The 13125-nt window shown below is 64.0% G+C and carries 12 protein-coding genes; all 12 read right to left on the reverse strand.

Annotated elements, in window-relative coordinates:
• Positions 1-53: 53 nt before the first annotated feature.
• The gene (gene tuf, locus RY1_RS19070) at positions 54-1244 is read right to left on the reverse strand and encodes an elongation factor Tu (protein ID WP_072805597.1); all 1191 of its coding nucleotides are present in this window, start codon (positions 1242-1244) and stop codon (positions 54-56) included.
• A 120-nt stretch (positions 1245-1364) separates the two neighbouring features.
• On the reverse strand, positions 1365-3467 hold the full coding sequence (gene fusA / locus RY1_RS19075) for an elongation factor G (RefSeq protein ID WP_072805663.1): 2103 nt from the start codon (positions 3465-3467) through the stop codon (positions 1365-1367).
• Positions 3468-3597: 130 nt separating this feature from the next.
• On the reverse strand, positions 3598-4068 hold the full coding sequence (gene rpsG, locus RY1_RS19080; protein ID WP_072805598.1) for a 30S ribosomal protein S7: 471 nt from the start codon (positions 4066-4068) through the stop codon (positions 3598-3600).
• 1 nt (position 4069) lies between these two features.
• Positions 4070-4444: a 30S ribosomal protein S12 gene (gene rpsL, locus RY1_RS19085; RefSeq protein ID WP_072805599.1), complete on the reverse strand. Its 375-nt coding sequence runs from the start codon at positions 4442-4444 to the stop codon at positions 4070-4072.
• A gap of 319 nt (positions 4445-4763) precedes the next feature.
• Positions 4764-5282: a DUF3558 domain-containing protein gene (locus RY1_RS19090; protein ID WP_072805600.1), complete on the reverse strand. Its 519-nt coding sequence runs from the start codon at positions 5280-5282 to the stop codon at positions 4764-4766.
• Complete coding sequence (locus RY1_RS19095) at positions 5279-5800, reverse strand: DUF3558 domain-containing protein (protein WP_072805601.1); 522 nt, start codon at positions 5798-5800, stop codon at positions 5279-5281. The genes RY1_RS19090 and RY1_RS19095 overlap by 4 nt, the downstream gene beginning before the upstream one ends.
• 298 nt (positions 5801-6098) lie before the next feature.
• Positions 6099-7082: a putative antibiotic biosynthesis monooxygenase gene (locus RY1_RS19100; RefSeq protein WP_072805602.1), complete on the reverse strand. Its 984-nt coding sequence runs from the start codon at positions 7080-7082 to the stop codon at positions 6099-6101.
• Complete coding sequence (locus tag RY1_RS19105; RefSeq protein ID WP_072805603.1) at positions 7082-8485, reverse strand: guanine deaminase; 1404 nt, start codon at positions 8483-8485, stop codon at positions 7082-7084. The genes RY1_RS19100 and RY1_RS19105 overlap by 1 nt, the downstream gene beginning before the upstream one ends.
• A gap of 51 nt (positions 8486-8536) precedes the next feature.
• Positions 8537-9160, reverse strand: a complete 624-nt coding sequence (locus RY1_RS19110) for a TetR/AcrR family transcriptional regulator (RefSeq protein WP_072805664.1) — start codon at positions 9158-9160, stop codon at positions 8537-8539.
• 11 nt (positions 9161-9171) lie between these two features.
• Positions 9172-9948 (reverse strand): enoyl-CoA hydratase family protein, encoded by a 777-nt coding sequence (locus tag RY1_RS19115; protein WP_072805604.1) that lies wholly within the window; start codon positions 9946-9948, stop codon positions 9172-9174.
• Positions 9948-11108, reverse strand: coding sequence for an acyl-CoA dehydrogenase family protein (locus RY1_RS19120; protein ID WP_072805605.1), 1161 nt, complete (start codon positions 11106-11108; stop codon positions 9948-9950). Before RY1_RS19120 ends, RY1_RS19115 begins: the two co-directional genes overlap by 1 nt.
• On the reverse strand, positions 11108-13123 hold the full coding sequence (locus RY1_RS19125) for an acetyl/propionyl/methylcrotonyl-CoA carboxylase subunit alpha (protein ID WP_072805606.1): 2016 nt from the start codon (positions 13121-13123) through the stop codon (positions 11108-11110). The genes RY1_RS19120 and RY1_RS19125 overlap by 1 nt, the downstream gene beginning before the upstream one ends.
• Positions 13124-13125 lie beyond the last annotated feature (2 nt).

Here is a 13125-nt window from a genome sequence, read left to right on the forward strand (position 1 = left end):
GCGGCACCCACCCGAAGGTGAGTGCCGCTGTGGTGGAGCTGGGTGAAGCTAGATCACTTGATGATCTTCGTGACGCGACCGGCGCCGACGGTACGACCGCCCTCGCGGATTGCGAAACGCAGGCCCTCGTCCATGGCGACCGGCTGGATCAGCGTGACAGTCATCTCGGTGTTGTCACCAGGCATGACCATCTCGGTGCCCTCGGGGAGGGTCACGACGCCCGTAACGTCCGTGGTACGGAAGTAGAACTGCGGGCGGTAGTTGTTGAAGAACGGCGTGTGGCGGCCGCCTTCGTCCTTGGACAGGATGTAAGCGTTGCCCTCGAACTCCGTGTGGGGAGTCGTGGTGCCCGGCTTGATGATGACCTGTCCACGCTCGACGTCTTCGCGCTTGATGCCACGAACGAGGAGGCCGACGTTGTCGCCTGCCTGGCCCGAGTCGAGCAGCTTGCGGAACATCTCGATGCCGGTGACCGTGGTCTTGGTCGAGCCGGGACGGATGCCGACGATCTCGACCTCTTCGTTGACGTTGACCGAGCCGCGCTCGATACGTCCGGTGACGACGGTGCCACGACCGGTGATGGTGAAGACGTCCTCGACGGGCATGAGGAACGGCTTCTCCGTCTCGCGGACCGGGTCCGGGATGGAATCGTCGACGGCCTGCATGAGCTCGACAACGCTCTCGGCCCACTTCTCGTCGCCTTCGAGGGCCTTGAGTGCGGACACCTTGATGACCGGTGCGTCCTCGTCGAAGTCCTGCGCAGCGAGAAGCTCGCGGACCTCCATCTCGACGAGCTCGATGATCTCGTCGTCGTCGACCATGTCGGCCTTGTTGAGTGCTACGAGGATGTACGGCACGCCGACCTGCTTGGCGAGCAGCACGTGCTCACGCGTCTGCGGCATCGGGCCATCGGTTGCTGCAACGACCAGGATCGCGCCGTCCATCTGAGCCGCGCCGGTAATCATGTTCTTGATGTAGTCGGCGTGACCGGGAGCATCGACGTGAGCGTAGTGACGCTTCTCCGTCTGGTACTCGACGTGCGAGATGTTGATCGTGATACCACGAGCCTTCTCTTCGGGAGCCTTGTCGATCTGATCGAACGCAAAGCTCTCGTTGAGGTCCGGGTACTTGTCGTGCAGAACCTTGGTGATAGCTGCCGTCAGCGTCGTCTTGCCGTGGTCAACGTGACCAATGGTCCCGATGTTGACGTGCGGCTTCGTCCGCTCGAACTTCGCCTTCGCCACTGTGTGTCCTCCTGGACTGATAAGTGCTTGCGGTATGCAGCAATACGGTTGTCTTACAGCTCTTTTGAACTGCATGGTCGTGCGGTCTAACAGATACAGCGTGTCCAGCCAGGGAGAAAATTATTCTCCGGTGGCCTTCGCGATGATTTCCTTCGCGACGTTCGCGGGAACCTCGGCGTAGGAATCGAACACCATGGAGTAGTTAGCTCGGCCCTGAGTCTTCGACCGAAGGTCTCCGATGTAGCCGAACATCTCCGACAGCGGAACCAGTGCCTTGACGATACGGGCACCGCTGCGTTCCTCCATGGCCTGTATCTGACCACGGCGGGAGTTCAGGTCGCCGATGACCTCACCCATGTAATCCTCGGGCGTGATGACCTCGACGGCCATGACGGGCTCCAGGATGACAGGGCCGGCCTTCTTTGCGGCTTCCTTGAACGCTTGTGAGCCGGCGACCTTGAAGGCCATTTCCGACGAGTCGACGTCGTGGTACGCACCGTCGAGGAGCGTGAGCTTGACGTTGACGAGCGGGTATCCGGCGAGGACGCCGTACTGCATGGCATCCTGCGCTCCGGCGTCGACCGAAGGGATGTACTCCCTCGGCACACGACCACCACTGACCTTGTTCTCGAACTCGTACGTCGCGCCGTCTTCGCCTTCGAAAGGCTCGAGCTTGATGACGACCTTCGCGAACTGGCCGGAGCCACCGGTCTGCTTCTTGTGGGTGTAGTCGTGCTTCTCGACCGTCTTGCGGATGGTCTCGCGGTAAGCAACCTGCGGCTTGCCGACGTTTGCCTCGACCTTGAACTCGCGACGCATGCGGTCCACGAGGATGTCGAGGTGGAGCTCGCCCATCCCGCCGATGACGGTCTGGCCGGTGTCCTCGTCCAGCTTGACCGAGAAGGTGGGATCCTCTTCGGCGAGCTTCTGGATAGCTGTTCCTAGCTTCTCCTGGTCGGACTTGGTCTTGGGCTCGATCGAGACCTGGATGACCGGGTCCGGGAAGCTCATGGACTCGAGAATGATCTGGTTCTGCGGATCGCAGAGCGTGTCACCCGTCGTCGTGTCCTTGAGACCGATGACGGCGTAGATGTGACCGGCCGAAGCCGTCGCGATTGCGTTCTCCTTGTTGGAGTGCATCTGGAACAGCTTGCCCAGACGCTCCTTCTTGCCCTTGGTCGAGTTGATGACCTGAGCGCCGGAGTCGACCTTGCCCGAGTACACCCGGACGTAGGTCAGCTTGCCGAAGAAGGGGTGCGTCGCAATCTTGAACGCGAGAGCTGCGAACGGCTCGTCAGCAGAAGGCAGACGCTTGATCTCCTTCTCCTCGTCGCCGACGGCGTGTCCGATGGTCTCGGCAACGTCGAGGGGAGACGGGAGGTAGTCGATGACCGCGTCGAGCATGGGCTGAACGCCCTTGTTCTTGAACGCGGATCCACACAGGATCGGGTACAGCTCGCTGTTGACCGTCATCTTGCGGATGGCGCCCTTGATCTCGTCGATCGTGAGCTCTTCGCCGCCGAAGTGCTTCTCCAGAAGCGCCTCGTCGGACTCGGCCACGGTCTCGAGCAGCTGCGTGCGGTACTCGTCTGCGCGCTCCTTGAGGTTTTCCGGGATCTCCTGGATCTCGTACTTCTCACCGAGCTTGGTCTCGCCGCTCCACACGAGAGCCTTCATCTGCACGAGGTCGATAACGCCCTCGAAGTCGTTCTCTGCGCCGATCGGCAGCTGGATGACCAGCGGCTTGGCACCGAGACGATCGATGATGGTCTGCACGGTGTAGTAGAAGTCCGCGCCCAGCTTGTCCATCTTGTTGACGAAGCAGATACGCGGAACGTCGTACTTGTCGGCCTGACGCCACACCTGCTCCGACTGCGGCTCGACACCCTCTTTGCCGTCGAACACCGCGACAGCGCCGTCGAGGACGCGAAGCGAACGCTCGACCTCGACGGTGAAGTCGACGTGGCCGGGGGTATCGATGATGTTGATCTGGTTGTCGTTCCAGAAGCAAGTCGTGGCAGCAGAGGTGATCGTGATGCCACGCTCCTGCTCCTGCTCCATCCAGTCCATGGTGGCTGCGCCGTCGTGGACCTCACCGATCTTGTACGAGATACCGGTGTAGAAGAGGATGCGCTCGGTAGTGGTGGTTTTACCAGCATCGATGTGGGCCATGATGCCGATGTTGCGGACCTTGTTGAGGTCGGTCAGCACGTCCTGTGCCACGGAATTCATCCCGCCTTGTAAGTCGAAGAAGTGGGACTGGTCCAGCGATGAAAAGAATCAGGCCGGTCCAGGTACTAGGTACAACGCCGGAAGGATATGGAAAGTTTCGCCACATCCCTCCGACAGGAAGTCACCAGCGGTAGTGCGCGAACGCCTTGTTGGCTTCTGCCATCTTGTGGGTGTCCTCACGACGCTTCACAGCGGCACCGAGGCCGTTGCTGGCGTCGAGCAACTCATTGGCCAGACGCTCGACCATGGTCTTCTCACGACGAGCGCGAGAGAACGTGACCAACCAGCGCAGTGCCAGTGTGGTGGAGCGGCCGGGGCGAACCTCGACGGGCACCTGGTAGGTGGCGCCACCGACGCGACGGCTGCGAACCTCGAGGGCCGGCTTGACGTTGTCGAGTGCACGCTTGAGCGTGACGACGGGGTCGGTGCCGGTCTTCTCGCGAGCCTGCTCGAGCGCCTGGTAGACGATGCGCTCTGCGGTCGACTTCTTGCCGTCGATCAGGATCTTGTTGACGAGCTGCGTGACCAACGGAGACCCGTAGACCGGGTCGTTGATCAGCGGCCGCTTGGGTGCTGGGCCCTTGCGTGGCATATCAGCTCTTCTCCTTCTTGGCGCCGTAGCGGCTGCGAGCCTGCTTGCGGTTCTTGACACCCTGGGTGTCGAGCGAGCCGCGAATGATCTTGTAGCGCACACCCGGGAGGTCCTTCACACGACCACCGCGAACGAGCACCATGGAGTGCTCCTGCAGGTTGTGGCCTTCACCGGGGATGTAGGCAGTGACCTCTACCGCACTGGTCAAGCGCACGCGCGCGACCTTACGGAGAGCAGAGTTGGGCTTCTTCGGCGTGGTGGTGTAGACGCGAGTGCATACACCGCGACGCTGAGGACTGCCCTTGAGTGCAGCGGTCTTCAGCTTCCGCACCTTGTCGGTGCGACCCTTGCGGACCAGCTGGTTGATAGTTGGCATGAACCGGCTTTCTTCGTGTCGCGAGTCTCATCTGGATCGAGACTCAGGGATCTAGCAGTTGGAGCAAGAGAACACTGCTCCTCACCCGGTAGTACATCCACTGCGGTACTGCAGGTGCTCCAGTACTGCCACCGCGGGTCTCTTGCACCCCGCGGTCGGGTGTGTCGCATACCCCCACACGGCAGCCGCATCGCACGCTCGTAGACGAACGTGAGCACGGCTGTACCTCGCATAGGCACACAGACGGTCCGGTCAGCCCGGACACGACCCATAACGATACCCGGCGGCGCGGCCTCGGGTCAAAACGCCCCCGGTCGTGCTATCTACTCAGGTTGATGGTCAGGTCCATCAGCGTCGATGCCGCCGCGCACGGATCGGGGTATCCGGACCCGGGCAGGTACTGCACCCACCATCCGACGACGCCTGTGTCCGGCGACCCGGCAGTGACGCCGCACGACGCGGGATCGTTGGGTGGTCGGCTGCGAATTGCCTTGCGGCCCTGCACCGTTACGTCTTCCACCGAGTACATCATCTTCTCGTTCGTCGCACGTTCGACATCGAGCGACCCGTTCTCGAACCAGTTGAACGTCACCTTCACGATGCCGTTCGGCCCCGCCACGTCCCACCGGCAGATCGCACCGAAGAAACCGCGCGCGATCGCGTCGCCGCCGACCGTCTCGGCGATCTGATCGTCGGCGACCGCATCGCATTCGGTCAGCAGATTTCGCAGATTCGGATCACCCGAGCCGTCGAAAGTCGCCGCCGTCGGGGTGCCCTGCACGGCGGTGCTGCACCCCGCTACGAGCGCGACGCTCACCGCGGCCAGAACTCGCCTCATTGCGCCCGCTCCACGGTCAGTTCGGCGAGTTGTTTCGCGACGACGCACGGATCCGCCGTCGGAGGTTGATCACCGTATGTGACGGACCAGTGCATGAAATCCTTCCCGAACTCGACGCCGACCTCGCACAGGTAGTTGTCGGTCGCTGCGGCGAATCCCGGGTGGCCGTCGATCTCGATGTCCTCGGCGGGACGTCCGATCAATTCGGAGCCGGCTCGTTCCCGCGCGATCGGACTGCCTCGATACCAGGAGAAGCTGACCGACGGGCCGGTGAAACCGCCGACCTCCCATTCGCATCCCACCGAGTTGCGGGTGATCATCGTGAACGCCGGAACCGCGAAAGCCCCGAGGACTTCCTCGTCCGCGACCGATCCACACTGGCCGAAGAACGGACCGGACGCCCCGGGGTCGGTGGTCGTGGTGGTCGTCTCCTGCGGGCCGGACGCGCCGTCGTCCCCGGATCCACAGCCCGCCACGAGTGCGGCGAGTGCCACCCCGAGAATCACAGTCGCCCGCATGCACAGGGACCTTACCCACGCGGCCCGACATGCTCCTCCCGGTCCGCCCGCCCCCAGCCCACACCCGGACCCCAGCCCACCCGATCCCGCCCATCCCAGCCCACCCGATCCCGCAAACGCACGTGCATTTGCGCCACACCCGGGGATCCGCCCACGTCAGCCCACCCACCCACGCAAACGCACATGCATTTGCGTCACACCCGGGATTCCGCCCACGTCAGCCCACCCACCCACGCAAACGCACGTGCATTTGCGGAAGAGGAGGAGGGAGGGTGGACGGGAGGGGTGGGAGAAGCAGCTAGTCGAAGTAGTCCCAGAACTGCAACCACTTGACGGTCGCGAACAGGGTCAGGGTGACGGCGTAGACGACCACGACGGCGAGGGCCCCGACCATCGAGACCTTTCGGGAGGCGCCGTCGATCGGGTCGAGCCAGCGGCGGAACCAGCCTGTCACCGCGGGCATGAAGAAGTAGGTCATCAGTCCGACGCTGAGGATCTGGCTGAGCCACATCGACAGCCAGGGCGGTGCCCCGACGTCGTCGAGCACGGGTCCGACGAATCGGGACAGCGTCATCACCGTCGGGTACAGGACGAGAAGGACGAGCATTGCCGTCTTCCAGTCCGGGGTCACCTGAGCTTTGCCGTCTTCGATGCGCACGATCGAGCCGAACGGCGTGTTGTGCGTGATGACCGAGAAGTCTCCGGTCAGCTGCTTGCGTAGCTCGGGCAGTGCCGCCGCTCGGGTGCCGGACTGCATCCAGGCCGACAGCTGCCGGTCGGTCCTGAATCGCAGCACGGACATCCATTGCGATGCCGTCCCGTCGAGCACGGGGTCCGCGCTCTTGCCTGGGCCGAGCAGGACTGCGCCCTCGAAACCCGAGAACCCGGAACTCAGTGCGACGAGCTCCTCCTGGGACTTTCGGAACTCGTCCTGACGTCCGTCGACGACGTCGTGCGCGATGATGCCGACGCCGGTGGACGGTGCGCTGCCGTGCACGACCAGAAGGTCGGTGCTGATCCTGGTGTGGCCCTTCGCGTCGCCGTCGTGCAGTACTGCGGCCCGTTGGGGGCTGTCGAGCCAACTGTGCAGGTGATCCTCCGAGTCGAAGGACACTGCGGCGGCCCAGTCGAACCCGTTCGTGTCGGGGGTGGAGACGAGGGCGCTGTCGAAACCGGGCGCCGTGGCGGCGGCAGCGTGCAGCCGTTCGATCCACGCCGTGAACCCCTCGCCTGCACCCTCGCGCCGGAAGATGCTGACCGCCGTCGCAGGAGCAGACAGCATCACGCCACGTCGATCCGGCGGCCCTGGACGTACACCTCGGTGATCGCCGGTTCGCGCATCGCCATCAGCAGCGCGAACAGGGTCTGATCTCGGGCCAGGTCGGGATCCGGCGATCGGACACCCTTCTCGATCAACCCGTGCAGCGGCGGCCAGGCCTGAGGATCGACGACGACGAAATCCGCTTCCTTGCCGTCGTCGAAGTTGCCGATTCGGTTTTCCATGTCGAGTGCGCGAGCGCCGGCCAGCGTGCCGGTGAACAGCAGCTCCGCAGGATGCAGCGAGATGCCGTCGTCCCCCGCCTCCGAGATGTGCACCTTGAAGGCGTCGCCGAGTACGCGCGTCAGCAGGAACTCGTCGCCGCCGCCGTAATCGGAGCCGATCGCGACGGTGACGCCGGACGCGACGGTCCGCTTCCACGGCATCGTTCCCGAGCCGAGGAATTGTTGCGACGTCGGGCAATGGGAGATCGACGTGCCTGTCTCGGCCATGCGGGCCAGTTCGACGTCCTGGCAGTGCACGGCATGAGCGAGGATGCTGCGCTTGCCGAGGAAACTCTTGCCACCGACCTTCGATCCCGGCAGGAACTTGCCGTCGTAGGTGTCGAGGTACGAGTCGACCTGATACATCTCCTTGGTCGTCGCGACCTCGCCGGTTCCCGGCCTGTCGTTCTCGTTCAGGTGACTGTGGAAGTAGACACCGCGGTCGCGGACCGAGTCGTACAGTTCGCCGAGGTTCTTCAGGGTCTCGGTCGTGACGGCCAACGAGAACCGCGGTACGACGGCCACATGCAGGAGCGCGGTGTCGACGTCGCCGGTGTCGGCGCCGTGCCACTTCTCGATCTCCTCCGAGACGAGTCGGACGGCGTCCTCTTCGCTGGTGATCAGTCGCGCCGCCGACTCGGGTCCCGTCGTCTGGACCCCTCGGCCACTGACGACGCGCAATCCCCGCCTGCGGGTTTCCTCGAACAGGGCATCCTGGGCCTGCGGAAACGCCGAACCGAACACCATCGCCTGCGTCGTCCCCGCCGCTATCCGTCGATCGCAGAAGGCGACAGCCGCTGCGGCCGCGAACTCCGGGTCCTCGAACTGGGACTCCGACGGGAAAATGCACGCGTTGAGCCATTCGAGAAGCTGGCCGCCGCCGTAGGCGTCGCCGATGAAGGTCTGCGGAAAATGGACGTGGGTATCGATGAAGCCGGGAAAAATGTACCCCGGTCGGTGGTCGACGACCGTCCAACTCTCGTGATCTTCGGGCAACTCGTCGAATGCACCGCAGAACACGATGCGGCCGCTGCCGTCGACGACCAGTGCGCCGTCGTCGATGGAGACGAGCGCATCGGCGGCCCCGTCCACGGTCGGCGCTCCGGCGATATGAAAAATATGACCTCTGTGGACCTGGTTCACGAGCAGAAGCGAATCACGACCGGAGTCTGCGCGCTCGGCGAATTCTGAATTTCATCCGTTCAGTACAACGATTTCACCCTCGTCGATCTTCAACGACGCATCGAGAACTCCGGCCCACGCGCGCACGATCTCGGCGCGTCGTCGTGAGTCGTCGCTCAGCACGTCGGCAAGACCGAGTCCACGTGCGAGATCGAGAGTGGCCTGGACGAGTCGGTGAGTCTGCGGATCCGAGTCGTCGGCGCCGAGGTGCGCCACGGCGGTCCGGTGCGCGACCCGGCCGAATTTCTCCTCCAAAGGCAGTACCCGCGAACGCATCTCGGGATCGGCAGCCGCCGCCGTCCATACCTGAAGCGCCGCCTTGAACAGGGGTCCGGTGTAGTACTCGACGAGCCGCTCGACGACGGCTTCGGTGCGCGCAGGGCCAGGCGGAACCGCGACGGCCTCGGCGCGCGCGTGCTCCATACGGGTATCGAACATGTACTCGAGCGCCGCCGTGATCAGATCTTCACGAGTGGGGAAATGGTGTTGCGTCGCGCCGCGGGACACACCGGCCCGCTCCGCGACGACTCCCACCGTCGTGGCGCCCCAGCCGTGTTCCGACAGGGACTCGATGGTCGCCTCGAGCAGCCGCTGGCGCGTGGCTCTACTTCGGTCCTGTTTGGGTTCACGCGCCATCACCATCTTTGCTACTTCTCCCCTGGTTGTTCCGCAGGCTTCACTCCTGCCCATTCGGGTGGACGTTTCTGCAGAAAGGACATCATCCCTTCTCGGGCTTGCTCGGATGCAAACAGCCTCGCAGACTGCTCCGACAACTGCCGGCCACGGGCGTCGAACCCGGCGAGCACCGATGCCGTGGTGAGGCCTTTCGACGCCGCCAGACCCTGCGGCGACCCCTGCCGCAGAGAATCGAGAATCTCCACCAGGGTGGCGTCTGGATCCTGCGTGGCCTCGCTGATCAACCCGATCGCCTCGGCCTCGTGCGCACCGAACTTCTCGCCCGTGAGGAAGTAGCGGCTCGCCGCGCGTGAGTCCAGACGCGGCAACACCGTCAGCGAGATGATCGAGGGCGCGAGACCGAGCCGCGCCTCGGTCAGTGCAAAGGTGCTGCCAGGTCCGGCGACGACGATGTCGCATGCGCCGACGAGGCCCACTCCGCCGGCCCGAACGTGGCCGTCGATCTTCCCGACGACGGGTTTCGGGGTCTCGACGATCAGGCGGAGCAGTCCGAGCATCTGGGCGGTGCGACTCTCGACGGATCCTCCTGCTTCGGACAGGTCCGCACCGGCGCAGAACGTCCCGCCGGTATGGGTGAGGACGACGGCGCGGACGTCGGGATTTTCGCTTGCGTGCCGAAGTCCTGCCGTGAGTTCCTCGACGAGGACCGTCGACAGCGCATTTCGGTTGTGCGGGGAATCGAGGGTGAGGGTCGTGATCGCGCCGACGGTCGCGCTGGTGACCGCCATCAGTAGCTCTTCGGCAGGCCGAGACTGTGCTGCGACACGAAGTTGAGGATCATCTCTCGGCTCACCGGTGCGACGCGGGCGATCCGAGCCGCGCCGAGCATCGCGGCGAGTCCGTACTCCTCGGTCAGACCGGCACCGCCGTGCGTCTGGATCGCCTGGTCGAGTGCCTTGATACTCGCCTCGGCGGCAGCGTACTTGGCCATGTTGGCTGCCTCGGCAGCACCGAAGTCGTCGCCGCTGTCATAGAGGACCGCAGCTTTCTGCATCATGAGCCGGGCGAGTTCGAGTTCGATCTTCACCTGAGCCAGAGGATGCGAAATACCCTGGTGCGCCCCGATCGGCGTTTTCCAGACCGTTCGCTCCTTCGCGTACTTCACGGCCGCGTCGATGGCGTACCTACCCATCCCGACGGCCATCGCCGCACCGAGAATGCGCTCGGGATTCAGTCCGGCGAACAACTGCATCAGTGCGGCGTCCGCCTCACCGACGAGCGCCTCGGCAGGGAGCCTGACGTCGTCGAGAAACAGTGTGAACTGGTGATCCGGTTCGATGATGTCCATCTCCATCCGAGTCTTCTCGAAGCCCTCGGAATCGGTCGGAACGATGAACAGCGCAGGCTTCAGCTTCCCTGTCCTGCTGTCTTCCGTTCTCGCGACGATCAGGACGGCATCGGCCTGGTCGACGCCGGAGATGTAGATCTTGCTGCCCTTCAGCACCCACTCGTCGCCGTCTCGACGAGCCGTTGTGGTGATCTGATGCGAATTGGACCCCGCGTCGGGTTCGGTGATACCGAACGCCATGATCTTCGACCCGTCGGCGAGCGCGGTCAGCCATGTCTGCTTCTGGTCCTCGGTGCCGTACTTACCGATGATGGTGCCGCAGATCGCCGGGCTCACGACGACGAGCAGGAGGCCCGCGCCATGGGCGGCCAACTCTTCCTGAACCAGCGCGAGTTCGTAGATGCCCGCGCCCCCGCCGCCGTACTCCTCGGGCAGGTTGACCCCGAGGAAGCCGAGTTTGCCTGCCTCGTTCCACAATTCGGTCAACGGCTCGCCCCGGCGCGCCTTGGGCAGGACGTAGTCGATGTAGTTGTATCGCTTGCCGAGTGCGGACACCGAGGTCCGCAGACCCTTCTGCTCCTCGGTTTCGATGAAGCTCATCATTCTCCTTCGTTCTCGAACACGGTGACAACTGCCAGGACTGCGCCGACCTCGACTTGCTGGCCTTCGGTGACGTTCAGTTCGCTGAGCACCCCCGAGGTCGGCGCGGTGACGGTGTGCTCCATCTTCATCGCCTCTAGCCACAGGATCGGTTGCCCCGCGGTGACACTGTCGCCCTGTGCTGCAGCAACTCTGACGACGCTACCCGGCATCGGCGCGAGCAGCGATCCCGCCGCGATCTCCTCGGTGGGATCGACGAACCTCGGTGTGCGTTCGAGACGGACCGGCCCGAGAGCGGAGTCGACGAACACCTGCGAGCCGTACACGCTGACCTCGAAGCTGCGCCGAATCCCGTTGTCGTCGAGCACTACCCGTTCCGGTGTGTTCGACACGAGCGAAACACCGCCTCGATCGGTGACGAGCCCATACCGCCCCAGGGTGTATTCGACGGTGATGTCGCCGCGGGAATGGATTCCGCGGATCGATCCATCCGAGTACGTCTTCCGTTGGGGCTGAGAAGGCAAGTTCCGCCACCCGCTCGGAAGACCTCTGCCGACCACCGCACTGTCCCGGTTCGCTGCTGCATCGGCAAGGGCGGCCGCAAGAGCAGACAATTCGACGGCCCGCTCATCGGCACTCGGTTGCGACAGTGCCTCCAGACCGTGCGTGTCGAAAAATGCCGTGTCGGTATCGCCAGCGAGGAACGCCGGATGCTGCAGAATGTTCACGAGCAGATCCCTGTTGGTCTTCGGACCGTGAATCTTCGCCTTCTGCAATGACTTCGCCAATACGGTGGCGGCCTGGTCACGAGTCGGTGCGAACGAAATGACCTTGGCGAGCATCGGGTCGTAGTACGTTCCGACGACCGATCCACTGACGACGCCGGAGTCCACCCGGCAGAAACCTCCGGTCGTTCCGCTCCCGTCCGATCTGTTCGGGACTTCGAAAGCCGCCCCGGGGATCTCGAACCGATGCACGGGCCCGCTCTGAGGCTGCCAGTCCCGCGACGGATCCTCCGCATAGAGCCTGACCTCGATGGAATGGCCCCGTGTGTCGGGCTGCTCGGACGGAAGCGGGTCCCCCGCCGCCACGCTGATCTGCAGGGCGACCAGGTCCAGACCCGTCGTACATTCGGTGACGGGATGCTCGACCTGCAGGCGAGTGTTCATCTCCAGGAAGAAGAAGTTGCCCTCCTCGTCCGCGAGAAACTCGACAGTGCCTGCACCCTCGTATCCGATCGCCTCGGTTGCGAGCCTGGCGGCGTCGAACAGCCTCTCGCGCATACCGTCGATGCGCTGCACGAGCGGCGACGGCGCTTCCTCGACCACCTTCTGGTGCCGACGCTGGATGGAACATTCGCGTTCGCCCACCGTCCACACCGTGCCGTGACGGTCGGCCATGACCTGGACTTCGATGTGGCGCCCGGTTTCGACGTACCGCTCGACGAACACCGTGGAATCACCGAAAGCAGAGAGCGACTCGCGCTTGGCAGCCTCGATTTCCGAGTGCAGGTCGGCGAGCTCACGGACGATGCGCATGCCACGGCCACCCCCGCCTGCCGACGCTTTGATCAGCACCGGCAGTTGGCTCTCGGTGATGTCCGCGGGCTCGAGCTGCGTCAGGACGGGCACCCCGGCGTCGGCCATCATCGCCTTGGACTCGACCTTGGAGCCCATCAGTTCGATGGCTTTGACCGGGGGGCCGATCCATGTCAATCCGGCATTCAGTACCTGCTGCGCGAACTCGGCATTCTCCGACAGGAATCCGTAGCCCGGATGAAGTGCGTCGGCGCCCGTTCGGATTGCTGCGGCGATGACACGCTCGCCGCGAAGGTACGTCTCCGCGGAGGTGTTGCCGGGCAGGTGAACTGCGACATCCGCGTCGCGGACGTGCGGAGAGTCCGCGTCGGCATCGGAGAAGACAGCGACGGTGTCGATGCCCTGCTGACGACAGGTGGAGAACACACGTCGGGCGATTTCGCCCCGGTTGGCGACCAGAATCGAAGAGATAGTCATGG

The organism is Rhodococcus yunnanensis NBRC 103083, assembly GCF_001895005.1.
Taxonomy (GTDB): domain Bacteria; phylum Actinomycetota; class Actinomycetes; order Mycobacteriales; family Mycobacteriaceae; genus Rhodococcoides; species Rhodococcoides yunnanense.